The following is a 25,285-nucleotide window of genomic DNA, read 5'->3' as shown; positions in this document are numbered from 1 at the left end:
AACGTTTACAAACTGTCACCGACAATAGGTCCTTTACCGCTGAAACGGTCCAGTGCAAGATAAATCACTGGCGTAATGAACAGGGTAATTGCCTGTGAAAAAATCAAACCACCGACGACCGCTAGCCCCAGGGGCTGGCGCAATTCTGCGCCCGCACCCAGACCGAGGGCAATTGGCAAGGCACCTACCAGCGCTGCCAGCGTCGTCATCATGATGGGACGGAAGCGTTGTATGCAGGCTTCACGTATGGCTTCTGGCGGCGTCATATTTTGATGTCTTTGCGCATCGAGCGCAAAATCGATCATCATAATGGCGTTTTTCTTGACGATACCTATCAAGAGCAAGATACCTATCGTGGCAATCAGGGTCAGGTCTTCGCCAAACATTTGCAAGGTCAGCAAGGCACCTACGGCTGCCGAAGGCAAGCCAGCCAGAATGGTGATGGGGTGGATATAACTTTCATACAAAACACCCAGCAAGACATAGATGACCAGCAAGGCCGCAACAATCAATACTACCTGGCCAGATTGCGAATCCTTGAACACCGCTGCATCGCCACCATAAGAAGTGATGATGGAAGCTGGCAATTTGATTTCATCGCGATATTTTTCTATACGATTGGTCGCTTCACCCAGGGCTGTGCCGGGTGCCAGATTGAAGGAAACCGTCACCGCCTGCAATTGCCCTACGTGATTGATCGCCGTCGGGCCGACCGTACGTTTGACCGTTGCCACGCTGGACAAAGGAACCAGGGCACCGGTATTACTGCGCAGGTAAATGCCTTTGATCGCATCCTCATCTTTTTTGGCATCAGCCGTTACTTCCATGATGACTTGATAGCTATCGACATTGGTGTACATGGTCGATATCTGGCGTTCACCAAAGGCGCTATACAGGGCAGAACGTATGCTATCCATGTTCACGCCCAGGGCATTGGCGCGATCACGGTCTATGTCTATACTGGCTTGCAAGCCCTTCAATTGCGAATCTGTGGTCACATCCTTGAAGCCTGTGTCAGTACGCAATTTTTCTTGCAGCTTGATAGCCCAGTCACTCAAAGAACCGGCTTCTACACTTTGCAGTATGTATTGGTATTGGCTCTTGCTGGGACGACCGCCGAGTTGCAAGTTCTGCGTAGGGCGCAGGAAAACCGCGATGCCTGGTACTTCATTGAGTTTCTTGCGCAAGCCATCCACCACATCCTTCATGGGTTTGCGCTGATCGCGTGGTTTCAGGTTGATGAACATGCGCCCGGTATTTTGTGAGCCGCCACCACCATTGAAAGAGGTCGCCGTTGCCACATTAGGATCGTCGCGTATGATCTTGGCGACCTTATCCTGCAAAATCACCATGGCAGGGAAGGAGGTTTCTTCCGCCGCTTCAGTAGACACATTGATCTGGCCTATGTCTTCTTGCGGGAAAAAGCCCTTGGGTATGACATTGAACAAATAGGCCGTAGCGGCAAAAGTCGCGAATGCAATCAGCAACACCAGTTTGCGATGGCGCAATGCCATGTCCAGGCCACGCGTATACGAACGCAGGGAGGCATTAAAACTGTTTTCAAACACATGCAGCATGGCTGCTACCACTTTGGGTGGTTCTTTCAACTCATGTTCGCTTTTCAGGAAGCGGCTGGCCAGCATGGGGACCAGGGTCAGTGAGACAAAGGCAGAGGCAACGATGGCCAGACTGACGATGACCGCAAATTCATGGAATAACTGTCCTATCACGCCAGGCATGAAGAAGATGGGAATAAATACCGCCACCAGCGAAGTGGAAATCGAAATGATGGTAAAACCCACTTCACGCGAACCCTGTAGCGCTGCCTTGAAAGGCGGCTCGCCATGCTCGACATGGCGCATGATGTTTTCCAGCATGACGATAGCATCGTCGACCACCAGGCCAACGGCCAGCGTCAAACCCAGCAGCGAAACATTATCCAGCGTATATCCAAAACCCCACAAAAGGCTGATCGCCCCTATCAGGGATACTGGCAAGGACAAAGTAGGAATGACCGTCGCCACCATGCGACGCAAGAACAGGAAGATAACGATCACCACCAAAAAGATCGTTAGCAAAAGTGTCAGGTTGACGTCATGCAAGGCATCTCGGATAGATACCGAGCGGTCATTCACCAGATTCATTCTGACGGAAGCGGGCAATTGCGACTTGAAGCCAGGCAAGGCAGCCTTGATAGAGTCAACCACCTTGACGGTATTGGCATCAGTCTGCCTTTGTATTGCCAGTGTGATAGAGCTTTCGCCATTGAAATTGGCGGCTGTCTTAACCTGTTCATAACTGTCTTCGACTTGGGCAACATCGCGCAGGCGCACGACTTGCCCGCCTTTATTGCTGACTACCAGATCGGCAAATTCTGCCGCACTCTGCAATTGCTTGTTGGCCAGCAGGGTCAGGGTTTGCTTGTCACCTTCCAATGTACCGACAGGGGTATTGGCGTTTGAGGTACGTATGGCGGCAGACAATTCGTCCAGCGTCAGATTGCGGGCCTGCAATGCGTCTGGTTGTACGCGTATGCGTACTGCATAGCGTTTGATACCAAAAATATTAACCTGGGCTACGCCTTCCAGTGTAGACAAGCTTGGTGAAATCAAATGCTCGGCATAACTGGTCAATTCTGACAAGCTCAGGGATGGCGAAGTCAGGGCGATGAAGAGCACCGGCGCATCAGCCGGGTTGACCTTGCGATAAGAAGGCGGTGAAGTCATATCCACCGGCAAAGAGCGCTGGGCGCGCAGCAATGCCGCCTGCACATCCACAGCAGCGGCATCGATATTACGATTTTGATCAAATTCCAGCGTGAGCGAAGTCGAGCCCAGGGTATTGCTGGAACTGATGATAGATAAACCAGGTATGGTGGCAAATTGCTTTTCCAGCGGCAAAGCCACTGAAGTCGCCATAGTCTCGGGGCTGGCACCTGGCAAATTGGCACCTACACTGATGACCGGCGTGTTATAGCTGGGTAAAGCCGCGATCGGAATATAACGGTAGGCCAGGATGCCGGCGACGACAATCGACAAATTCAACAATACCGTCATCACCGGACGGCGTATGAATAATTCTGACAAATTCATGATGCACTCGCTGCGGAAGCTGCGGGCGAGGACTTGGATGCAGCACTGCTGGCAGCCCCAGACTTATCCGTGCCCTTGGCCTGATCTTCTTTGCCTCCCTTGCCCTCTTTACCATCGCCATTACGCTCCTTGACGGTGGCACCAGGGCGCAAGTTTTGCTTACCATCCAGCACGACTTTGGCACCTGCGGTTATACCCTTGACTACGGCATCCGTACCAAAACTATCAGTGACAACAACGGGCTTCATGATGGCCTTGCCTTCTTCGTCAACGATATACACAGACTTGCCGCGCGGACCAACAATCACTGCATCCTGCGGCACCACGACCACATCCTTTAAGGTTTGCACGCTGAGCTCCAGATTGGCATAAGCGCCTGGCCAGAGTTTCAATTCTTTATTGTCAAACACGGCCTTGACCTTGATCGTGCCGGAAGCGGCATCGACGGCGTTGTCAACAAACTGTAGCTTGCCCTTGAACTTGATGGCGGTGTCAGGCAAGTTGGCCATGACATAGCTGTCACTACGCCTCAGGCTTTCCAGCGCATCTGGCAAATTGCGTTGTGGCAGCGGGAAAGTAATCGTCACCGGGTCCATCTGGGTGATACTGACCATGGGCACGGTCGTCGCATTTGGTTGCACCAGCGAACCTGGGAAAACGCTGATGATGCCGGTACGGCCAGCCGATGGTGCAACAATGCGGTTATAGCTGAGGGCGACGCGGGCTGCATTCACGGCAGCCTTGTCTGAAGCTATCACGGCTTGCTGGGTATCGACCAGGGTCTGACTGCTATCAACGGCACTTTGAGCAACAAATTTTTTGGCGAACAAGTCCTTGCTGCGCACCAGTTGCCGCTGATTATCTGCCAGCGTTGCCAAATCCTTATCGAGCTGTGCCTGCGCCTTGGCCAGATTGACTTCATCTGCGCGGCTATCCAGTGTGAACAAGAGATCACCAGCTTTGACGAACTGCCCTTCCTTGATATGCACCTTGGCTATCGTGCTGGTGACTTGTGGACGGATATCCACGGTATTCAATGGGGAAACTACGCCATTTGCAGTAATTTTGACATCGTAATCACGCTTTTGCGCAATGATGGTGGAAACGCTGACCGGACGATTTTGTGCTGCACCAGCGCCATTTCCTGCTTTTGCCAATGCTCCCTCACCTGTGCTTTTATCAGACGATTTGGAGAAAATGTAAGCCGAGCCAGCTATGGCCGCCAGTGCTGCAACGATGATCAGGGTTTTGAATTTGCTCATATTATTGTTATCCAGTGCAGAGGTACGCCCAACAGACTTTTGCATTACGCAGCCAGCTACTTGCACTGGCTTGATCATTTTATTAATAGACAATAGTCGCGACGAATAGTGGCAACTAATAGTAACTTGATCGCTACATTTGCTTCGTTTTGCAACCGCCCCTGAGACTCAATACAACATCAAAAAGTTCAGACCGGAATGCTAACAAAGAAAAAGCCAGCACATCGGCTGGCTTTCATTTTAGATACCTTCCGTTACATGGAAGAGACACAATCGCATGGTTTTAAAACATGCGCATACACATGTTTATACAACTGCGCCGTCAGTATCATCTTTTTCCTTAACGGGCTTGATCAAGTCTTCACGTTTGACACCCAGCCACATGGCTATCGCTGCTGCCACAAAGACGGAAGAGTAGATACCAAAGCAAATACCTATCGTCAGAGCAACTGCAAAATAATGTAAAGTCGGACCGCCTATCAGCAACATCGACAAGACCATCAACTGCGTACAGCCATGAGTGATGATGGTACGTGAGATGGTGCTGGTAATTGCATTGTCGATGACTTCAGTTACCGACATCTTGCGCTGCTTGCGGAAATTTTCGCGGATACGATCAAAAATAACCACGGACTCATTGACTGAGTAACCCAGCACCGCCAGCACCGCTGCCAGCACTGACAAGTTGAATTCCCATTCAAAGAAGGCAAAGAAACCCAGGATGATGATGACGTCATGCAAGTTGGCGACAATCGCAGCTACCGCAAACTTCCATTCAAAGCGTATGGCGAGATACAGCATCACGCCCAGTATCACGAACAGCAAGGCCATCAAGCCATCGTGAGCCAGTTCATCACCCACTTGTGCACCAACCAGTTCTACCCTTTGCAGTTTGACCAGCTCGGTTTTTGCAGCATCCTGACACACCAGTTTTTCTGCGGTGTTACCACTTCCTGCACTGGCCGGTGCCTTGGTCAGGTTACCATTTTCAGTTTTGCAGAGCGCCTCAAAGACGGTATCCGCAACTGAGACCTTGGCATCTTTTTTGGTTTCCGGCAAACGTATGACCACATCCTGTGCTTTGCCAAAGGTTTGTACTGGTGAATCCTTGAAACCCAGCTCCTCTACTTTGTGGCGTATCGCATCGACATTGGCTGCCTTGGGGTATGTCACTTCCATGACCGTACCACCAGTAAACTCAACCGACAATTGCAAGCCCTTGTGCAGCAGGAAAAACACGGCTGCAACAAAGGTCAGAGCAGAAATGACATTGAATATCAGCGCATGGCGCATGAAAGGTATGTCTTTTTTAATGCGGAATAATTCCATAATGAATTCCTGTTTTCTTGTTTGGCTGGACGCTTACTTCAAGGCGTTTTCTGTTGGTTTCCAGATTTGGCCAATCGAGATGGACGATAATTTTTTCTTTCTTCCATACCAGAAATTGACCACACCGCGCGACACAAACACAGATGAGAAAATCGAAGTCACGATACCCAGGCAGTGAACCACAGCAAAACCACGTATTGCACCAGAACCAAAGACCAGCAAAGCCAGGCCAACGATGAGGGTGGTCACGTTGGAATCCAGAATTGTTGCCCAGGCATGATCAAAGCCTTCTTCTATGGCTTTTTGTGGCGATTTACCAGCACGCAATTCTTCGCGTATGCGTTCATTGATAAGCACGTTGGCATCAATCGCCATACCCAAGGCCAGCGCAATCGCAGCAATACCAGGCAAGGTCAGAGTCGCCTGCATCAGTGACAATACGGCTACCAGCAACAAGACGTTGAATGACAGTGCCAGCACGCTGAAGAAGCCAAACATCAGGTAATAAGCCATCATGAATACAGCAATCGCAGCAAAACCATAAATGGTGGAATTGCGGCCTTGCTTGATGTTCTCTACACCCAGTTGTGGGCCTATAGTGCGTTCTTCTATGATTTCCATCGGTGCGGCCAGGGAACCGGCGCGCAACAGCAAAGCCAGATCACCGGCAGCAGAAGAAGTACCCATGCCTGTGATAATGAAACGATTGCGCAATTCGTCATTGATAGTAGGAGCGATCAAAACTTCACCCTTGCCTTTTTCAAACAAGACTATCGCCATGCGCTTGCCTATGCGAGTACTGGTCGCATTACCCATTTTTTTACCGCCATCACCATTCAAGTCAACACTGACAGCAGGTTGCTGGTGCTGATCAAAACTGGACGTGGCATTAGTGATGTCATCACCTGTAATGACGGGCTCTTTATTAAGTATCAGATACTCGCCGCGATTCGAGATAAACTTTTCTGCGCCATAAGGTACAGGGGTATTCGCATCGACAGTACCGATGACACTTTCGTCGAGCAGACGAACTTCCAGCGTAGCCAGGCGATTGATAATACTCTTGGCGCGCGCAACGTCTTGCACACCTGGCAATTGCACAACGATACGGTCAGCACCTTGCTGCTGGATGATAGGTTCAGCAACACCCAATTCATTGACACGTTTGGACAAGGCGGTAATGTTTTGTTTGATGCCTTCAGAAATGACATCTTTCAAGGCTTTGGGTTTCAGGCTGACTTGCAAACCAAAATCAGCGCCATCACTACCAGCGGTATCGAGCAAATCGACATCTGTCATCTGTGACAGCAAGACATTCTTGGCCTTGGTGCGTTCTTCTGCTTCACGGAATTTCACCTTGATCAGATCGCCATCGCGGCTCAGGCCAGCGTGACGGACTTCTTTTTCACGCAAATTGCTACGCACACTGGACAACAGACCTTGCATGCGCTTGTTCAGGACAGCCTTGGTATCGACTTGCATGAGGAAATGCACACCACCACGCAAATCCAGGCCCAGATACATGGGCAGTGCATGCAAACTTTGCAACCACTTTGGTGTATTCGACAAAAGGTTGAAAGCCAGTGTGTAGGTAGGGTCTGCAGGATCAGCATTCAGGGCTTTTTCCAAAGCAGCCTTGGCCTTGAACTGAGTATCAGTATCTTCAAAACGGGCGCGGACTGTCCCTTGCACACCGTTATTTTCGTAGAAAATATCCTTGCTTTTCAAGCCAGCCTCTTGCAGCGCTTTTTCTACGCGGCTGGTCATGTCAGCTTCAACTTTAACAGTGGCTTTACCGCTACTGACTTGCACTGCAGGTGATTCGCCGAAGAAATTGGGCACGGTATAAATAGTACCGAACACCAGGGCGATCAGAATCAGTATGTACTTCCAGAGTGGATAGCGATTCATAATGGGAAAAATAATTGGAAGCTAAAAAAGCACAACGCAGCCCAGGTCATTGTGGACTGCGTTGCCGTTATGTACTGATTAAATCGCTTTAATCGTGCCCTTGGGCAGCATCATGGTAATCGACATTTTTTGCACGACAACTTCGGTGCCATTGGCAATTTCTATCGTTACATAGGCATCTGTCACCTTGCTTACTTTGCCGAGAATACCACCAGCTGTAACCACCTCATCATTCTTGGCCAGAGCATCCATCATTGCTCTTTGATCTTTCTGGCGCTTCATCTGTGGACGTATCATCAGGAAATACATCACTACAACCATCAGGAGCAAAGGCCACATACTCATCAGATTACTCTGGAGATCGCCGCCAGCGGCTGCTTGTGCATAAGCATTGGAAATAAACACGTTCAGACTCCTGTCATTTTAATAATGGATCACCAGTTCCTTGGTATGAAACCGGATACAAATTGTTGCAATTCCTGGTATATAACACCAAAAGCCGTTTTTTCAATCGGCAAAGCTCCCTATTTTAGCATTGCCTATACAAATTACTGGTAATTGTCAGGATATCTGCCAAGAAAGCAGCCCATATAAGTGAAAACAGGTAGTCACCGCCAGCGGCGAGTGACTACCTGTCTTTTATTGCTTAAAGAAATTTGCTATTAAAAAAACAATTTTTTAACGGCTGAATGGCTTGCCGTTCACAGTCAGGCTACCTTGCTTCCATTCAATCTTGGAACTCAGGAGTTTGCCATTCTTATTAATATAGCCACGCTCTACGAAAGCCGATACTTGCTGGTTCATGGCATCCATTGCTGCTTTTTGCATTTCCGGATCTTTTTGTGATGCTCCACCCAGTTTTGCTACCAGGCCTTCGGTCAAGGTCACATCCAGGCTACTTTGTATTTTTGTCAGCATCAGCATGGGATTATTAAAGTCTGCTGCCGTAGCGCCCACCACTTTTGCCGTTCCTGCCAGTTTGGCTTCACCATCTGCCGTCATGACACTCAAACGTTCAAGAAACAACTCTGGCTCTTTTTGCAATACCAGGGGAGCAACTTCTTCCCACACCGTCTTCAAAGCAGCCATCTTTTCAGGATCTCCGCCAGCCTTTGAATAGGCCGTAGAAATTTTTGCAAGTGAAGGTGCATGCAAACGCCTGACACCATAGTCATAATGGAAGTCGCTATAGGTTTGCTGGTCAATAGTGAATTTACCAACACCAATCTTGGCAAGCACATCGAACAGGTCATCTTTCAGATTGGCATCGGTAGTCAGCTTAAATTGTTCCAGCGTAAAGCTTTTCTTGGCTTCAGCGGGATCTGTGAAGTTAATACTGGCGATGGAGGATTCAGTTTTGCCCAGATACAAATTGGTCGCAGGGTAAGCCACACTGACGTCACCCTTGACACTGATGCCAGCAAATTTGAATGCCTTGCCATCCTGGCCATCTACGGTCAAGCCTGGCGCATTCAAACTCACGTTAACATCTTTATAGTCTTTGCCAAAACCAACTTCCATCGTCAAACCCTGCCAAACGACTTTTTCCTTGTCTTTCTCCAGTACTGTATTAAACGCAGGACTGGAGATAGTGACACGGCCGCTGCCGCCATAATTCAAGCGAGATGAAATTTCCAGAGGGCTGGCATTGCCAAACACTTTGGCAAGCTCTGCCTTGCTTTCTGCATCCAGAACCAGTTCAGTCTTGATGGAAGCCGCGCCAAAACCTGCGAAACCTGGCAAAGGTCCATGCTGGATATGGTTGATAAAGTGGATTTGCAATGGTTTGGGCTCTTTAGCCTCGACATTTGCAGCTGCCGCAGCAGGATCTACAGGTGCACTACCATCAGCAGGTGCTTGAGGTGTCTCTGCAGCCTCGGGCAAAGGCAAATCTGATTTTTTCGCACCAGGGAAATTCGCCAGTGTCAGTTCCAGTGTCGTATCCTGCACAGAAGAGAACACGCCACGCTTGTAATCTTGCTTGACGACCTTAACATAGGGAGAAGACTTGGCCTGATCATTGGACTCGGTCAACTTGGCTTCTACACGCTTTCCGGTGTACCAGGATGCTGCCGGATATGACGCCGCCAGAGCCACTACCACCGCGATCAGTTTCGTACTTTTATTCACAAACTTCCTCCGCTTAAACAAGATTAAGCAACATAATTGCCATTTACACAATACCGACCAATACGGCCAGCAAGGAGTGTAACAAGCTTCTTTGGGATTGTCATTGTTGCATTGAGCTAACCATACTTAGGTATGTGCACATGCAACATGAGATGAATCTGCCCGAAAAAAAAGATGGCAAACTTAGGCTTGCCATCTCTTTTCTTATGCCGCCTGTGTGACAGTTTTAGCTGACACGTATGGTCGCCAGTGCCAGTTCAGAAGTATTCAAAGCACCTTCGACAAAGCCCTGGTAATCAGAATATGCCTCACCAACGATGTGGATATTCTTGGCACCGCTGCCAAAGTCAAAAGCTTTGAACACATCCATGACCTTCCATGAACGCACACCTGGTTGCCAGCCATGATTAGCTGCGCCATAAGGTGCTCTCGCCCAGTCGCGTATGCCGTAAGTGACGATGGAGTTCTTGATAAAATCACGGGTATCTTCCAGCGATTTTTCTTCAAACATGTGCTGGGCCTGGTCAGTCAGTTTCAAGCCTGAACGCTTGATATCGACGAGGCGTTTGACATCGCGCGCGACGAACAGGGAGAAGGCATCGACGATCTTGACGTTCTGATCTATCTCGGCGCGGTCATGCTTGTCGGCCTCCATGACATAGTGTTTCCAGAATTCCGTCGATGGGCGATCCATGTACAGCAAGACCATGCCATGACCATCCTTGTCCTGTCCTTGCGGGCGACGGAAGTAATGGATTTCACGGGTAGGCAGGCAGCTCGCATATTGTTGCGGACGTTGCGAATAATCCCACCACGGTGAATCCGTCACGAAGAACAGTTTCAGCATGGGAAAGCCATTGACAGCGTCAAGCTGTGAAGCAACATGCTCAGGCAGGCAGGACGCCAGTTTTACCAGTGGCATTCTGGGCAAAGCCAGGATCAGCCTGTCAGTCTGCAACTGTATATTGCCGTTCTTGGTATGTACATCCAGCTCCAGCCTGGGCTGCCCCATGGCAATTTGCTTGAAACCAGTCAGCATATGACCACCGGCCAGGGTGACATTGCTCAGGCCGCGCAATTTGGCCATCAGGCTCTCCGTCAGTTTGGCCGTGCCGCCATCGACGCTGGCCAGTTGCTGACCTACGGTTTTCAGGGCGCGCAGCCACCAGATGATCCACTCTATCGCATTCAGGTTTTCCGGGATCATGTGATAAAAGGTGCCAGTATCACGCAGCTTGGTCAATGCCAGATGGCTGAGCGCACCTTCGGCAGACATGGCATTCCAGAAACCCATGCTCCACAAGGGCTGGCCATTGAGTTGGGCATGTTTGCGCATGCGCTGGTAATCGGCTTCGGTCTGGGCATCTATCCAGGCCTGGTCTTGTGGGTCTTGCCCCATGACCAGCATGATGCCGCGCTTGAGGAGTTGCAGGGAATTGAGTCCCATTTCTTCTGCGGGCAAATCATAGGTGGGGGCATTGACTTCCTCACCTTCGGGGCCGCTGAACTCGGTCAGCTTGACGCCCAGGTCACGGCACAATTTATCGAAGCGCGGTTGCAGCGTGGGCTCGAAACGCATGGGGCCCCATTCTGCGATGAAGCCGTCCAGGTCTTCAGTCTCTATGCGGCCACCCCAACGGTCAGAGGAGGCTTCCAACACCACGACTTTTTGTCCAGCCAGCGCCAGACGCCAGGCGCAGTACAGACCAGAAATGCCGCCGCCGGCAATAATGACGGGATGATAATTCATATCAGACCTCTAGTAATCATTTGTCCATACGGACGAGAGCGCCATTTTGCCTGCAAGCAGCCTGAATATAATTCGAAAAACTGGCCATGGCCTGCTTATTTACCGTATTAAATCAAAAACAAGCTCAAACGCCGCGCGCGCGGTCAGCATGGAACTGCTGTACAAACTCAGGGAAGCGCTCATCGTCGAGTGCTTTACGGATGTTTTTCATCAAATCCAGGTAATAGTGCAGATTGTGGATGGTGTTCAAACGAGCGCCCAAAATTTCGCCGGTGCGGTGCAAATGATGCAGATAGGCGCGCGAAAAATTCTTGCAGGCATAACATTCACACGTCGCATCCAGCGGTTCTTTTTCTTCCTTGTAACGGGCATTTTTAATTTTAATATCACCAAAGCGGGTGAAGATCCAGCCATTGCGTGCATTGCGGGTAGGCATGACGCAGTCAAACATGTCTATGCCATTGGCGACACCAGCCACCAGGTCTTCTGGTGTGCCCACACCCATGAGGTAATGCGGTTTGTTTTCTGGCAGCTTGGGACCTACGTGCGCGAGTACGCGCATCATGTCTTCCTTGGGCTCGCCTACAGATAGGCCGCCGATGGCTATACCGTGGAAATTCAGTTCATTCAAGCCAGCCAGGGATTCATCACGCAGGTGTTCAAACATGCCGCCCTGTACGATGCCAAACAGGGCATTCGGGTTTTCACCCTGGTTGAATTCATCAATGGAACGCTTGGCCCAGCGCAAAGACATGCGCATGGATTTGCCCGCTTCTTCTGTTGTCGCTGGTCTGCCATCAATTTCATACGGTGTGCATTCATCGAACTGCATGACGATGTCAGAATTCAGGGAACGCTGGATTTGCATGGAAATCTCTGGCGACAAAAACAGGCGCTCACCACTGATAGGAGAAGAAAACTTGACGCCCTCTTCCGTGATCTTGCGCATTGCGCCCAAAGAGAATACCTGGAAACCACCTGAGTCAGTCAGGATAGGTTTATCCCAGCCCATGAAGCCATGCAAGCCACCAAATTTGTTGAGCACTTCTGTGCCAGGACGCAGCCACAGATGGAAGGTATTGCCGAGGATGATGTGCGCATCTATCTCTTTCAATTCCAGCGGCGACATGGCCTTGACCGAGCCATAAGTACCGACTGGCATGAAGATAGGCGTTTCGATTTCACCATGGTTGACTTTGACACGGCCACGACGTGCAGCAGTAGTTTTATCTTTTTTAATCAGTGTAAATTCAAGCATGGTCTTCCCCGGAGGAATTGGTCAGCAGCATGGCATCGCCATAGCTGAAAAAACGATATTGTTGAGCGATAGCGTGAGCATAAGCAGCGCGGACGCGATCATACCCGGCAAATGCCGATACCAGCATCATCAAAGTGGATTTTGGTAAGTGGAAATTGGTGATAAGCCTGTCCACGGTTTTGAATACATAACCGGGCGTGATGAACAAGCGGGTGTCATCGCTGCCTGCCTGCAAGCTGCCTGTTTGTGAAGCAGATTCAAGTGCACGCATGCTGGTAGTACCAACAGCCACCACTTTGCTGCCTGCGGCTTTGGTGGCCTGCACGGCTGCCACGGTCTCATCCGGCACGGTATACCATTCGCTGTGCATTTGGTGATCTGCCAGGTTCTCGGTACGCACAGGCTGGAAAGTGCCCGCGCCCACATGCAGGGTTACATAGGCGAGTTTGATGCCCTTGTCCTGGCAACGTTGCAACAGCGCCTCGTCAAAATGCAGGCCAGCGGTTGGTGCTGCAACCGCACCTGGCACGCGGTTATACACGGTCTGATAACGCTGCTCGTCAAAGTCATCAGCATCATGTTCTATGTACGGCGGCAAAGGCAGGCGGCCGAATGTTTCCAGCAGGGTGAAGATATCGGACGGGAAATACAGGGTAAAAAACTCACCGACACGCTCACCGACGATGACATCAAAACTATCAGCCAGGCGGATTTTACTGCCCGGCAGTGGCGACTTGGAAGCACGCATCTGTGCCAGCACGCTACGTTCCTTATCATTATTCGACAGCACGCGCTCGACCAGCATCTGTATCTTGCCGCCACTTTCCTTGACGCCAAAGAAACGGGCTTTCAAGACGCGGGTATCATTAAAGACCAGTAAATCACCGGCATTAAGCTGGTCTATGATGTCAGCAAAATGCCTGTCAACCAGCTTGTCACCGTCAACATGCAAGAGGCGCGAAGCGGTGCGGTCGGGCAAAGGTGTTTGCGCGATCAGAGCCTCGGGCAGTTCAAAATCAAAATCACTTAGGGAGTAAGACATGCAAAAATTCTACAAAAAACGGGGGTAAAACAGGAAAAACAGACATAAAGCTACTTTACACTGTATAAAATACCAGTAGAATGCACACTATCGTAGCAAACCCGGGTAAGATCACAGACAAACAGCCTGAAACCAAGGTTTTGTGAATTTCCTGAAAAAAGTAAGCTAACAGCAAAACCCACCATTTTACACCCCATGGCCGCTGAAGACCAAAGTGCAAGTGCAGAGTTAAAAAATACACAAGCTGATGCAGCTATCGCTGGCATCACTGCCTTGCCTGACTCCAGTTCCAAAAAACCTGCAAAAAAAGCCAAGGCAACTGCCAGCCCGGCAGCCAAAGCCAGTGAAAAACTCGCCAAACTGGGTTTGCGCAAGGACATGGATTTTGTCTTGCACCTGCCCATGCGCTATGAAGATGAGACTGAAATCGTCAGCATGCGGGATGCCTCTTTCCGTGGTGGCAGCAGCGTACAGGTAGAGGGCGTGGTCACAGAATGCGATATCCAGTACCGCCCGCGCCGCCAGTTGGTCGTGACGATTGCCGACGATAGTGGCCAGGTCGTACTGCGCTTCCTGAATTTTTATGGCAACCAGACCAAGCAAATGGCGGTAGGAGTGCGGGTGCGGGCGCGTGGTGAATTACGCCATGGTTTCTTTGGTGCAGAAATGGTGCATCCGCATTACAAGATCGTTAATGAAGGTGCGCCGCTGCCAACTGCGCTGACACCAGTCTACCCATCCGGCGAAGGGGTCCCACAAGCTTTATTGCGCAAGGCCATTGCCAATGCCATGACACGCGTCAACTGGCGCGACACCCTGTCGCCTGCGCGCCTGGCCGACCTGCATTTGCAGGATTTTGAAAGTAGCATACGCATACTGCATAATCCACCGCCAGATGTCGATCAGCATAGTCTCATAGAACGTGAACACCCTGCCTGGGAACGAATGAAATTCGATGAACTACTGGCCCAGCAATTATCACTGAAGCGCGCACAGATCACCCGCCGCAGCAAAGGCGCGAATGCCCTGCCACTGGTGGGCGAACTCAGCAATGCCTTCCTGCTGAACCTGCCATTTTCATTAACCAAGGCACAAGAAAAAGTGCTGGCCGAGATACGCAATGATCTGCGTGCAGCCTTCCCCATGCAGCGCCTGTTGCAGGGTGATGTAGGCAGCGGCAAAACCATCGTTGCTGCACTGGCAGCAGCGCAAGCCATAGACAATGGTTTCCAGGCAGCGCTGATGGCACCGACAGAAATTCTGGCAGAACAGCATTTCAGGAAAATCGCCGCCTGGCTGGAACCTCTAGGCGTGAAGACAGCCTGGCTGACAGGTAGTCTGAAGAAAAAAGAAAAAGACGCTGCCAATGCCCTTATCAGTTCCGGCGAAGCACAACTGGTGATAGGCACTCACGCCCTGATACAGGACAGCGTGCAATTCAAGAAACTGGGCCTGGTCATCGTCGATGAACAACATCGCTTTGGTGTCAGCCAGCGCCTGAACCTGGCCAACAAGACCGAGGCGGGCAAGGTGCCACATCAGTTGATGATGTCGGCCACGCCTATCCCGCGCACCCTGGCGATGACTTACTATGCTGATCTGGAAGTGTCGGTCATTGATGAACTGCCACCAGGCCGCACACCTATTGTCACCCGTGTCATCGACCAGAATCGTCGCGATGAAGTCATCGCCCGCGTACAGGCAGCCGGACAAGAAGGCAAACAAGTCTACTGGGTCTGCCCACTCATAGAAGAATCAGAAACCCTGCAATTGCAGACAGCAACAGAGACACACACCATGCTTGCTGAAGCCCTGCCAAAACTGAAGGTAGGCCTGGTACATGGCCGCCTGAAACCGGCAGAAAAGCAGGCCACGATGGAAGCCTTCATCCGCAATGACAGCCAGGTGCTGGTGGCTACCACGGTGATCGAAGTTGGTGTCGATGTACCGAATGCCAGCCTGATGGTGATAGAACATGCTGAACGTTTTGGCCTGTCACAATTGCATCAGCTACGTGGCCGCGTAGGCCGCGGTGCCGCCGCCAGTGTCTGCCTGCTGCTGTATCAAGGCCCGCTGGGTGGTACTGCCAAGCAAAGGCTGGCCACCATGCGCGAGAGTAATGATGGTTTTGAAATCGCCCGCAAGGATCTGGAATTGCGCGGCCCGGGTGAATTCCTCGGAGCACGTCAATCCGGCGAAGCCATGCTGCGCTTTGCCAATCTGGAAACGGATCAATGGCTGGTCGACAAGGCGCGCAATCTGGCCGATGAATTATTAAAAAATGACCCGATCACTGTTGCCGCTCACCTGGAGCGCTGGCTGGGATATAAAGAAGAATTTTTACGCGTATAAAAAGCTTTGCTGAATATCGTCGATGTTGATTTCAATAACCCGCAACATACGAAAGACCTGGTCAGCATGCTCAATATGTATGCGCTGGACGCCATGGGTGGTGGTGAAGCCCTGTCTGATTATGCGCAAGCCAATCTCATTAGCGAACTCAAGAAACGCAATACCGCGCGCCATTCTTGCTTATGTGGATGATCAGGCTGTTGGATTTGCGATTTGCATAGAAGGCTTTTCCACCTTCGCCTGCAAGTCGCTGTTGAACATCCACGACTTTGCCGTACATCCTGATTTTCGCGGTCAGGGTATAGGCAATAAAATGATGCAGCACCTGACTGCACTCTCTGAGCAACTGGCTTATTGCAAGATGACGCTGGAGGTATTGGAGGGAAATACCCGTGCGCAAAATCTGTATCGCACAGAAGGCTTTGCACCTTATGAGCTGAACCCGGAATTCGGTGGGGCGATCATCATGCAAAAGAAAATTGGCAATGCCTGACCTCATCACCTTGGTTAATGGAGATCAGCCAAATTTCTCCACCATGAAATCCACAAAACTGCGTAGCTTGGGCGTGCGATATCGGTCTTGCAGATAAACCACGCTCAGTGCACGACTGGGCAATTCATAGTCGGGAAATAATTGCACCAATAGCCCGGCCTTCACATCTGCTTCCAGCAAGATCGCTGGTTGCAAGATGATGCCCAGACCATGCAGGGCCGCTACCCGTAAAGCCTGGCCATGATTGACTTGCAGTCTGCCGGTAACCGGTACGCGATAAATCTCATCCTGATCTTGCAAACGCCAGTTGGTGATGGCTGCCGGACTGAAGGAAAGGCATTCATGCTGCGTCAAATCTTCAGGCTTGCATGGTGCGCCCTTGCGCGCCAGGTAATCAGGTGAGGCGCAAATCATCAGGCGATACAGGCTCAGTGATTTGGCGATCAAGGCAGAGTCTGGCAATTGACCTATCCTTATGGCTGCTTCGAACCCCTCTTCCACCAGGTCCACCACACGGTCGCACAAGGCCACATCAACGCTGACTTCAGGATAGCATGCCAGATATTCTGACAATGCTGGCATCAAGGCTTCTGTACCGAAAGTCACTGGCGCAGTAATACGTAGCTTGCCCGCTGGCGCCAGTTGCAGGTTTTGTGCCTGCTTGTCGGTTTCAGACACCAGTCTGAGGATTTCCTTGCAGCGCGCATAGTAATCCTCGCCAAAAGCTGTCAGGTGCTGACGTCGGGTAGTCCTTTGCAGCAATTGCATGCCCAGACGTTTTTCCAGCATGCGCAAATGATTGCCCGCCATGGTTGCAGAAATCCCGCAGGCCGTGGCCGCCCCGCTGAGGCTGCCTTTTTCCACGGCGAGAACATAGACCTTCATGCTTTCCAGCAAATCCATTCAACACTCCTGATTATAGATGTATCAATCATAGACTCATTTATCTCAATTTAGTTTCAAATAAGAATAGAGCCTTGTTTGCAGCCTTCGCTGGCAAACAAAAGCGATTCCCGCACACTTTTTGGAGCTACACAATGACCATCACCACACTTGCCTCCCGTTTTGCCAATCGTACTGTCCTCATCACAGGTGGGGGAACGGGCATGGGCAAAGCCGCTGCCCTGCGCTTTGGTCGCGAAGGGGCCAATGTCGTCATCGCCGGCCGACGCCCCGCAGAAATAAATCTGGTTGCCGATGAAATCAAGGCAGCAGGCGGCATCGCCCTGGCTATACCCGCCGATGTATCTGATGCCGAACAAGTCCAGGCACTGGTAGAAAAAACCGTGTCCACCTTTGGCGGCTTGCATATGGCCTGGAATAACGCTGGCATCCTGGGTGGCTTCCAGCCCTTCCAGGAAACCAGCCTGGCTGACTTCGATGCTGTCATGGCGACCAACCTGCGCGGTGTCTTCGCCTGCCTGAAACATGAAATCGCCGCCATGCAGGCAGCCGGTGTCGGTGGCGCCATCGTCAACACCTCTTCCTGGACTGCACACGGTGCCATGCCTGGCCTGTCCGCCTATGCCGCAGGCAAAGCCGCTCTCGACGCATTGACACGCACGGTCGCAGTCGAAGTCGGCCCCTTGCAAATCCGCATCAACAACGTCAGCCCCGGCATCATCGCCACCCCCATGGCCAGCGGTGTACTGGCATCCAGAACATCTGCCTTGCCATTCGAGAAGCAAACCCCATTGCAGCGCATAGGCCAGCCGGAAGATGTAGCCGATGCCGTACTGTGGTTATTGTCCGACGACGCGCGTTTTGTGACCGGGCAAAGTTTGCTGGTGGATGGCGGTTTTACCATAGGCGGCTTGCGCCCCTGGTTTAATGGGTTTGTGGCGGAGCATGTTTGAGGGCGGGCACCTATGTTGTACATTTAAGTTTTTATAAAAACGTCTATCCTTCGTATATGCAAGCCGGGTTTCGGGCTGGCGGCCACTACGTATATGTCATTGAGGATGGTCAATCAACCTGTGTTTTGGGGTTGCTGTTGTTTTTGACTTTTTGCAGTTCCCATGTGTCGACGCCGTTTGTGCGGTACAGAAAATGGATTAGAAATGCCCGTGTTTGAGCGCAGCGAGTTTCGGGCATTTCCCATTTTTTGTACTGCACAAACGGGAACCCCCTTCAGGGGGCGACGACGCCTGGGTCGCCTTTTTGGCACACCTTTTTGGCGAAGCAAAAAGGCGTGTAGCTGCCGGTCTACCACCGGCCGGCAACCTTAAAATATGCGTGCATGCATTTGAGAAGCAGAGACGTAAAACAATAAGAATCTGAAGGTAAATCACACCGCGATATACCAAGAACGCCACTGGATTCCAGCTAACCCCGCGCTGGAATGACGTATTAAGGAGTTGGGTAAAATATAGAGAAATGGCTTCGATAAAAATCATCCGAGCAAACCTGCATCAATTTGCTGAGAGTGCAAATCCCCATTGGCAAATCACCCTCCCCACCCCATAGCCAAAATCACAACTACCGCCCCCACCTCATGTCAAGGTAAAATCCCCCAGAACCTAAAGACGACCAACGCACAAATGCCAAACACACTGGCTATGTACACACACAATATAAGGATCAGTAATGACTATAGATTTCAAAGGCCGTGTCGCCATCGTGACCGGTGCAGGTGGTGGTTTGGGACGTGAACATGCGCTGGCGCTGGCTGCGCGTGGTGCCAAAGTGGTGGTCAATGATCTGGGTGGTGCACGTGATGGCTCTGGCGGTTCGTCCGCTGCTGCGCTGGCCGTCGTCGAAGAAATTCGTGCCGCGGGTGGCGAGGCGATAGCCAATGGCGCCTCGGTCACTGATTTTGAAGCGGTACAGTCTATGGTGGCAGACACTATGGCGCAATGGGGGCGAATTGACATCCTTGTCAATAATGCCGGTATCTTGCGCGACAAGAGTTTTGCCAAGATGGATATAGCTGACTTCAAGCTGGTACTGGATGTGCATCTGATGGGGGCAGTGCATTGCTGCAAGGCAGTCTGGGCCATCATGACAGAGCAAAAATATGGTCGCATCGTCATGACCACTTCCTCTTCTGGCTTATATGGTAATTTTGGCCAGTCAAATTATGGTGCTGCCAAGATGGCGCTGGTAGGTTTGATGCAAACGCTGGCGCTGGAAGGTGCAAAGTATGATATTCGTGTCAACAGTCTGGCACCAACCGCTGCAACCCGCATGACAGAAAGTCTGTTCCCGGCCGAATTCCTGCAAGCCCTCCAGCCATCTGATGTAGTGCCCGCGATGCTGGTGCTGGCGTCTGAGCAGGCACCTAGCCGAGCCATCCTGTGTGCAGGCGCTGGCAGTTTTGAAGCAGCGAATATCACCCTGACCCAAGGTGTCTGGGTAGGCCGCGGGGATGATGCGCCTGAGCAACTGGCTGCACGCCTGACCGAAGTGCGCCAGCGTGAGGGTGAAGCTGTGCCTGAAAGCGGCGCAGCACAAGGGCATCTGGAATTAACCAAGGCCATGAGTCAGTCTAAAGGCTGATGCTGAATCTCTTCTCAAATATGAGCAAGCGCTTCTATCATTCTGTAGGAGCGACTTTAGCCGCGAACCCCTGGCCGTATCAGGCATTCTGCTTGTGTTGAGAGTTCGCGGCTGAAGCCGCTCCTACAGGGTGCGTGGCTTAACGGCCCATCTATCACCAATCAGCGTCAAGATACTGCGCCAAATCAATAATCCCGCAAACAGTGAACGTCGCATAAAGAATTTAGTTTTAAGCAGAGTATGCGCCAAAACTGCTAGATATCGTATATACAGTATGACTATCAGGAAATACTCCCCTTACCATTGTTAAATCCAGGAAAAAATTCGGCTTCTATACAAAGCTCTTGCTGACGCTGCCCTCAGTCTGTGCCAAACTAACGGCATGACACTCACAGAATTAAAATACATCGTTGCCGTAGCCCGGCAAAAGCATTTTGGCCATGCGGCAGAAGCTTGTTTTGTCGCCCAGCCTACCTTGTCTGTTGCCATCAAAAAACTCGAAGATGAACTGGGCGTCACTATTTTTGAACGTGGCGGCACCGAAGTATCGACTACTCCGCTAGGGGCGCAGATTGTTGCCCAGGCTGAGCGTGTACTTGAGCAAACCGCTGCCATCAAGGAAATCGCCAAGCAAAATAAAGACCCGCTGGCTGGCCCTTTCCGCCTTGGCGTCATCTACACCATAGGCCCTTATCTGCTGCCTACCCTGGTGAAAACCATGATACAGCAGGTGCCGCAAATGCCTCTGGTGCTGCAAGAGAATTTCACGGTCAAACTGATGGAATTATTGCGCCAGGGTGAGCTCGATGCAGCCATCATGGCCCTGCCCCTGCCCGACCAGGGCATGATGGTACAACCGCTGTATGACGAACCCTTTGTAGTTGCCATGCCACGTGACCATGCCTGGGCTGACCGCAAAGAAGTCTCAGCCGAAGAATTGAAATCAGAAACCATGCTCTTGCTAGGCAATGGTCATTGCTTCCGCGACCAGGTGCTGGAAGTGTGCCCGGAAATGTCGCGCTATTCGACGGCCGGTGACGGCATAGCCCGCACCTTTGAAGGCTCTTCACTGGAAACCATACGTCATATGGTGGCATCTGGCATAGGCATCACGGTGTTACCGATGGCTTCAGTGCCTGATCTGGATACCAGGGATGGCATGCTGCGTTATCTACCGTTTACTGCACCCGCACCAGACCGCCGTGTAGTGATTGCCTGGCGCAAGAGTTTTACCCGTCAGGCTGCCATAGAAGCCATACGCAAGGCCGTGCTGGCTTGCGACCTGCCTGGCGTCACCATGCTCGACGAAGCAGCTAGCACTCAATAATTTTATCCCCCCTGCACGATGAACAAACAAGCGATCGCGACCACGCGCCTGCAATTGCGGGTACTTATGCCTGAACATGCCACCATGTTGCAGGCGTATTTATTGGAAAACCGTGCGCACCTGGCCCCCTGGGAACCAGTGCGTGATGAAGATTTTTTCTCGCTGGAGAAATGCGAAGAAAGATTGCATTCCAGTTTCCGTCTGATGGAAGCAGGCCTGGCCATGCATTTTGCAGTGTGCCTGGATAATGAAATGATAGGAATTTGCAATTTCAGCAATATCGTCCGTGGTGTCTTCCATGCCTGCCACCTGGGTTATGCCATTGCAGAGAAAAGGCAAGGTCAGGGTTATATGCAAGAGGCCGTGCAGGCAGGAATCGCCCACATGTTCCAGCAGCAAGGCCTGCATAGGGTCATGGCCAACTATGTGCCAGAAAACCTGCGCAGCGCCGTTTTGCTGGAAAGACTGGGTTTTGAAAAAGAAGGCTATGCCAGGTCTTATCTCAAAATCAATGGTGTCTGGCGCGACCACATTTTGACTGCCCTGGTCAATTCAGAGAATTAACATCATAGGCAGGAATTAGTAAATTGCTCATCCTTGCCCAGAGCGATGAGTATATACTGCGGTCTTTTGCGAAACATGCTGATGATTGTGGTCTATAGCAACAAGCCCAACTCATCACTTTTCTACAGAAAGCTTCAGTTCATGTCATTGTCCCGGATACTGGTGGCGTTTGCCTGCTTGGCAACCAGCTTTTTTACCTTTGACAGCCAGGCCCAAATAACTGGCGACACACAAAACTCCAGCACTGCTACCCATGATGAGACCAAGCGTCCCAAAATCGCTCTGGTACTCTCAGGTGGTGGTGCACGCGGTTTTGCCCATATAGGTGTCTTGCGTGCCCTGCGCAAAATGCGCATACCTGTCGATATGGTGGTTGGTACCAGCATAGGTGCGGTCGTTGGTGGTGCCTATGCCTCCGGGCGCTCAGCCGATGAGCTGGAACAAATCGTCCGCGAAACCGATTGGGAAAGTGTGCTGGCCGACCGCCCAGCCCGCTATGACCTGGATTACCGTCGCAAGGAAGAAGACTTGATGCTGCCTTCGCGCATAGAATTTGCGGTCACCAAATCTGGCGTATTCTTGCCACCCGCCGCTGCTGGCAATGCTGCCCTGGAAAATGCACTGACACGGCTGATGCCCGAAGGTATGCGTGACCAGCCAGTGAATCAACTATCCCTGCCCTTTCTTTCTGTCGCCTCTGATTTGCTGACTGGCGACATGGTGGAGTTGAATGACACCCCCTTACTGCTGACCATGCGCGCCTCGCTGGCCTTGCCCGGGGTTTTTGCACCGGTACGTATCAAGCAAAAGCTGGTTGTCGACGGTGGTCTGGTCAGTAATTTGCCCGTAGAACTGGCACGTAAGATGGGGGCAGATATCATCATTGCCGTCAATGTAGGCACGCCCCTGGCCAAGGAAAATGAACTCAACAGTGCCATTGATGTGACCAAACAAATGCTGCAAATCCTGACTGAGCAAAATGTTCAGCGCTCCATCAAGGAATTGCGTAAGACGGATGTCTTGATAGCCCCTGAATTGTCAGGCATCAGTTTTCTCGATTTTGGTCAATATCAACAATCCATCAAGGCGGGCGAAAATGCCGTCAATAAAATGGCGCCGCAACTCAGCGTCCTGCGCGTGCCAGATGAACAATATGCCGTGTTTGAATATCAAAGGTCGAATGCTGGCCAGGCTGCACGCAACACAGCGGATAAATTGCCACTGGCGAAGATAGAGGTAGAAGGTCCTCGTTATATCAACCCCCAGGCATTGATCGCGCAGACCGGCTTGAAACCGGGCCAGGTACTGTCACAGGAGCAGATCAGGCAAGCCTCGGGCAAGTTGTATGGGCGTGGCGATATCGATAATATAGAAACCGTTATCTCTGATGAAGATGGCAAGCGCAACGTATTGATTAAACCCTCAGAGTCAAACTCCAGCCGTAACAGGTTGCGGGTAGGCCTGGAACTGACCAGTGACTTTGCTGATGAAAATCGCTTTGGCCTGAGTGTCATGCATATTGCGTCTTCACTCAATAGTTATGGTGCTGAATTGCGTAGCTATGCCCGCATCGGCAGTCAACGCCAGGCAGGTACCCAATTCTGGCAACCTCTGGCCTCTGGCTCACCCTGGTATATCGCCCCCTCCCTTGAATACAATGGCAGCAGCCTGGACTTGTATGAAGAGGGACGCAAAAAATTGCGTGTAGGTGTACGCGGCACGCAGGGCAGTTTGACTTTCGGACGTCAACTGGATAACTGGGGCACCATAGAAGCGGGGGTCAGTCGCAGTTTTGGTAAAGTTGATTTATTATTGCCAGCCGATGCAGAAAAGGATAGCTTGCGTTACTACAGTACTACCCAGTATTTGCGTTTCCGCCTCGATACCCTCGATTCGCTGGCCAATCCCAGTCGAGGTTATCTGGTGTCCTCAAGCTGGGAACATACTCCAGCAAAAAGTCCGGGAGAGCGTTCGCTGGCACAATCCCAGATTGATGCACTGGCTGCTTTCCAGCTCGGTGAATGGGCAGGTCATTTATACGGTGAATGGAGTCGCTCAGAGCGTGGCGGTGCGCCTAATCCACTGGGCGGTTTCTTGCGGCTGTCTGGCACGGCAAATAACTCTTTAGAGGGCGACGCTACAGCTTTTGGCCGCATCGTACTGGCCAGAAAAATAGGCGCCTTGCCTACCACTATAGGTGGTGCCATACGCACCGGATTCTCGCTGGAACTTGGCAATACTTATGGTGAAGGTCACGCCTTGCGCCTGGGTGCACTGAAACAGGCTGGCAGCGCCTTTGTCTCTGTCGACACCCGCTTTGGCCCCCTGTTCTTCGGGGCGGGTGCAACCCGTGGCAATGGCTCTTCGCTTTATCTTTTCCTAGGGCCTATCTGGTGAGTCAGACCTTTGACGGGCGCTGCCGCCTCTGGGCGGCGTAGCGCCGTGAAGGCGGAGAATTCCCAGGAACGGAAACCCACCAGCAAAGTAAAGCCATCGCGCTCTTCTGGTCTCAGGCGGCGATCATCCTGGTGCAGGCGCGCCAGTTCAGCCGCCAGTTGCTGTATTTTTTGCACCATTTCCATAGCACTATGCGACGATACCCGGGCGGGAACGAAGAGCAAGGTCTCTCCCTGACCATCAAAACTACCGGCGAAGTAATCACCTACCACCACATCGCGAAAATATTGCTGTATCGGGCCATCGGCACGCCAGTGGAATGCTGGCGATACTTTCAGGCGGTAACGGTTTAGCGGGCGCAGTTCTATGACATCTAGCTTATCCAGAGCAATCAGATGCAGCACACATTCGGCTTCCGACAAATGATAAGTTTCTATGATCTGCTCCAGCGTCCAATGCCCAAGACAACAAATCGCCACCAGCAATAATTTGGGATCAGTCATCAGTGATTGCTCTTGCGCCAAACTCAGAGTATCGGCATGCGGGGTGACATCGGCGGCCTGGCGCAAGACATCTTCCATGGCGATGCCAGATGCCTTGCAAATCTCAGCAAGGCGCGACAGGCTCATATCCTTTTGACCGAACATGCGCTTCATGCTGGATTCACTCATGCCTATGCGTTCTGCCAGCATTTTGTAAGTCACGCCTGCGGCACGCAACTCTGAGCGCAAGACTTTCAAGACCAATTCGGGTGAACTCATGAGTGTTTCCTGGCTAAGTGTGAAATTTTGCAAATAGCACCGTATCTCAATACCAAAGATATTGAATAACGATGCCTTCAGCAATTTTCTGGTACGTTTTTTTAATTATTGCGACACTT

At 51.4% G+C, this 25,285-nt stretch carries 17 protein-coding genes and 1 pseudogene; 7 read left to right on the top strand and 11 right to left on the bottom strand.

The features are described 5' to 3' along the window. Window positions 1-5: 5 nt before the first annotated feature. The 9 genes from ACO0LC_RS07460 to queA all read right to left on the bottom strand — a co-directional run bounded on the left by ACO0LC_RS07460 (window position 6) and on the right by queA (window position 13,774). Window positions 6-3,092 (bottom strand): efflux RND transporter permease subunit, encoded by a 3,087-nt coding sequence (locus ACO0LC_RS07460; RefSeq protein WP_423002010.1) that lies wholly within the window; start codon window positions 3,090-3,092, stop codon window positions 6-8. Further along, entirely contained in the window at window positions 3,089-4,354 is a 1,266-nt protein-coding gene (locus tag ACO0LC_RS07455) for an efflux RND transporter periplasmic adaptor subunit (RefSeq protein ID WP_423002009.1), read from the bottom strand. The genes ACO0LC_RS07460 and ACO0LC_RS07455 overlap by 4 nt, the downstream gene beginning before the upstream one ends. Window positions 4,355-4,660: 306 nt before the next feature. After that, window positions 4,661-5,683 carry a protein translocase subunit SecF gene (gene secF, locus ACO0LC_RS07450; protein ID WP_423002008.1) on the bottom strand — a complete coding sequence of 341 codons (1,023 nt, stop codon included), beginning with the start codon at window positions 5,681-5,683 and terminating at the stop codon, window positions 4,661-4,663. Between the two features lie 33 nt (window positions 5,684-5,716). Continuing rightward, entirely contained in the window at window positions 5,717-7,594 is a 1,878-nt protein-coding gene (gene secD, locus ACO0LC_RS07445) for a protein translocase subunit SecD (protein ID WP_423002007.1), read from the bottom strand. Between the two features lie 78 nt (window positions 7,595-7,672). Beyond that, window positions 7,673-7,939, bottom strand: a complete 267-nt coding sequence (yajC, locus tag ACO0LC_RS07440; protein ID WP_423002142.1) for a preprotein translocase subunit YajC — start codon at window positions 7,937-7,939, stop codon at window positions 7,673-7,675. 333 nt (window positions 7,940-8,272) lie between these two features. Further along, window positions 8,273-9,724, bottom strand: a complete 1,452-nt coding sequence (locus ACO0LC_RS07435) for a YdgA family protein (RefSeq protein WP_423002006.1) — start codon at window positions 9,722-9,724, stop codon at window positions 8,273-8,275. Between the two features lie 226 nt (window positions 9,725-9,950). Continuing rightward, entirely contained in the window at window positions 9,951-11,474 is a 1,524-nt protein-coding gene (locus ACO0LC_RS07430) for a flavin monoamine oxidase family protein (protein ID WP_423002005.1), read from the bottom strand. A 124-nt stretch (window positions 11,475-11,598) separates the two neighbouring features. Next, window positions 11,599-12,732 (bottom strand): tRNA guanosine(34) transglycosylase Tgt, encoded by a 1,134-nt coding sequence (tgt, locus tag ACO0LC_RS07425; protein ID WP_162039972.1) that lies wholly within the window; start codon window positions 12,730-12,732, stop codon window positions 11,599-11,601. Further along, window positions 12,725-13,774, bottom strand: coding sequence for a tRNA preQ1(34) S-adenosylmethionine ribosyltransferase-isomerase QueA (gene queA / locus ACO0LC_RS07420; protein WP_423002004.1), 1,050 nt, complete (start codon window positions 13,772-13,774; stop codon window positions 12,725-12,727). Before queA ends, tgt begins: the two co-directional genes overlap by 8 nt. 195 nt (window positions 13,775-13,969) lie before the next feature. On the opposite strand from queA, the gene recG reads away from it, so the two are divergent. Beyond that, entirely contained in the window at window positions 13,970-16,126 is a 2,157-nt protein-coding gene (gene recG, locus ACO0LC_RS07415; protein WP_423002003.1) for an ATP-dependent DNA helicase RecG, read from the top strand. A 6-nt stretch (window positions 16,127-16,132) separates the two neighbouring features. Continuing rightward, window positions 16,133-16,619 (top strand): annotated as a pseudogene (locus ACO0LC_RS07410) (GNAT family N-acetyltransferase). A 24-nt stretch (window positions 16,620-16,643) separates the two neighbouring features. Here ACO0LC_RS07410 and ACO0LC_RS07405 read toward each other — a convergent pair. Continuing rightward, window positions 16,644-17,522 carry a LysR family transcriptional regulator gene (locus tag ACO0LC_RS07405; RefSeq protein ID WP_423002002.1) on the bottom strand — a complete coding sequence of 293 codons (879 nt, stop codon included), beginning with the start codon at window positions 17,520-17,522 and terminating at the stop codon, window positions 16,644-16,646. Between the two features lie 134 nt (window positions 17,523-17,656). Between ACO0LC_RS07405 and ACO0LC_RS07400 the strand changes: the two genes are divergently transcribed. From ACO0LC_RS07400 to ACO0LC_RS07380, 5 genes are all read left to right on the top strand, one after another. Further along, a complete protein-coding gene (locus ACO0LC_RS07400; RefSeq protein ID WP_423002001.1) occupies window positions 17,657-18,475 on the top strand; it encodes an SDR family NAD(P)-dependent oxidoreductase in 819 nt (272 codons plus the stop codon). 730 nt (window positions 18,476-19,205) lie between these two features. Next, the gene (locus ACO0LC_RS07395; protein ID WP_423002000.1) at window positions 19,206-20,117 is read left to right on the top strand and encodes an SDR family NAD(P)-dependent oxidoreductase; all 912 of its coding nucleotides are present in this window, start codon (window positions 19,206-19,208) and stop codon (window positions 20,115-20,117) included. A gap of 382 nt (window positions 20,118-20,499) precedes the next feature. Next, complete coding sequence (locus tag ACO0LC_RS07390; protein ID WP_423001999.1) at window positions 20,500-21,444, top strand: hydrogen peroxide-inducible genes activator; 945 nt, start codon at window positions 20,500-20,502, stop codon at window positions 21,442-21,444. 18 nt (window positions 21,445-21,462) lie between these two features. Beyond that, a complete protein-coding gene (gene rimJ / locus ACO0LC_RS07385) occupies window positions 21,463-22,008 on the top strand; it encodes a ribosomal protein S5-alanine N-acetyltransferase (protein WP_423001998.1) in 546 nt (181 codons plus the stop codon). A gap of 141 nt (window positions 22,009-22,149) precedes the next feature. Next, window positions 22,150-24,405: a patatin-like phospholipase family protein gene (locus ACO0LC_RS07380; protein WP_423001997.1), complete on the top strand. Its 2,256-nt coding sequence runs from the start codon at window positions 22,150-22,152 to the stop codon at window positions 24,403-24,405. Here the strand turns inward: ACO0LC_RS07380 and ACO0LC_RS07375 are convergent. Continuing rightward, a complete protein-coding gene (locus ACO0LC_RS07375; RefSeq protein ID WP_423001996.1) occupies window positions 24,378-25,166 on the bottom strand; it encodes a helix-turn-helix domain-containing protein in 789 nt (262 codons plus the stop codon). The genes ACO0LC_RS07380 and ACO0LC_RS07375 overlap by 28 nt on opposite strands. Between the last annotated feature and the right edge of the window lie 119 nt (window positions 25,167-25,285).

It is taken from the genome of Undibacterium sp. JH2W (assembly GCF_049340425.1).
Lineage (GTDB): Bacteria > Pseudomonadota > Gammaproteobacteria > Burkholderiales > Burkholderiaceae_D > Undibacterium.
Note: the sequence above shows the minus strand (reverse complement) of the source record. Positions and strands in the feature narration are given on the sequence as shown.

Bases quoted from the DNA above. Each gene is read 5' to 3' on its own strand.
- ACO0LC_RS07460 (WP_423002010.1), bottom strand. From the start codon at position 3,092: ATGAATTTGTCAGAATTATTCATACGCCGTCCGGTGATGACGGTATTG.
- ACO0LC_RS07455 (WP_423002009.1), bottom strand. From the start codon at position 4,354: ATGAGCAAATTCAAAACCCTGATCATCGTTGCAGCACTGGCGGCCATA.
- secF (WP_423002008.1), bottom strand. From the start codon at position 5,683: ATGGAATTATTCCGCATTAAAAAAGACATACCTTTCATGCGCCATGCG.
- secD (WP_423002007.1), bottom strand. From the start codon at position 7,594: ATGAATCGCTATCCACTCTGGAAGTACATACTGATTCTGATCGCCCTG.
- yajC (WP_423002142.1), bottom strand. From the start codon at position 7,939: ATGAGTATGTGGCCTTTGCTCCTGATGGTTGTAGTGATGTATTTCCTG.
- ACO0LC_RS07430 (WP_423002005.1), bottom strand. From the start codon at position 11,474: ATGAATTATCATCCCGTCATTATTGCCGGCGGCGGCATTTCTGGTCTG.
- tgt (WP_162039972.1), bottom strand. From the start codon at position 12,732: ATGCTTGAATTTACACTGATTAAAAAAGATAAAACTACTGCTGCACGT.
- queA (WP_423002004.1), bottom strand. From the start codon at position 13,774: ATGTCTTACTCCCTAAGTGATTTTGATTTTGAACTGCCCGAGGCTCTG.
- recG (WP_423002003.1), top strand. From the start codon at position 13,970: ATGGCCGCTGAAGACCAAAGTGCAAGTGCAGAGTTAAAAAATACACAA.
- ACO0LC_RS07405 (WP_423002002.1), bottom strand. From the start codon at position 17,522: ATGGATTTGCTGGAAAGCATGAAGGTCTATGTTCTCGCCGTGGAAAAA.
- ACO0LC_RS07400 (WP_423002001.1), top strand. From the start codon at position 17,657: ATGACCATCACCACACTTGCCTCCCGTTTTGCCAATCGTACTGTCCTC.
- ACO0LC_RS07395 (WP_423002000.1), top strand. From the start codon at position 19,206: ATGACTATAGATTTCAAAGGCCGTGTCGCCATCGTGACCGGTGCAGGT.
- ACO0LC_RS07390 (WP_423001999.1), top strand. From the start codon at position 20,500: ATGACACTCACAGAATTAAAATACATCGTTGCCGTAGCCCGGCAAAAG.
- rimJ (WP_423001998.1), top strand. From the start codon at position 21,463: ATGAACAAACAAGCGATCGCGACCACGCGCCTGCAATTGCGGGTACTT.
- ACO0LC_RS07380 (WP_423001997.1), top strand. From the start codon at position 22,150: ATGTCATTGTCCCGGATACTGGTGGCGTTTGCCTGCTTGGCAACCAGC.
- ACO0LC_RS07375 (WP_423001996.1), bottom strand. From the start codon at position 25,166: ATGAGTTCACCCGAATTGGTCTTGAAAGTCTTGCGCTCAGAGTTGCGT.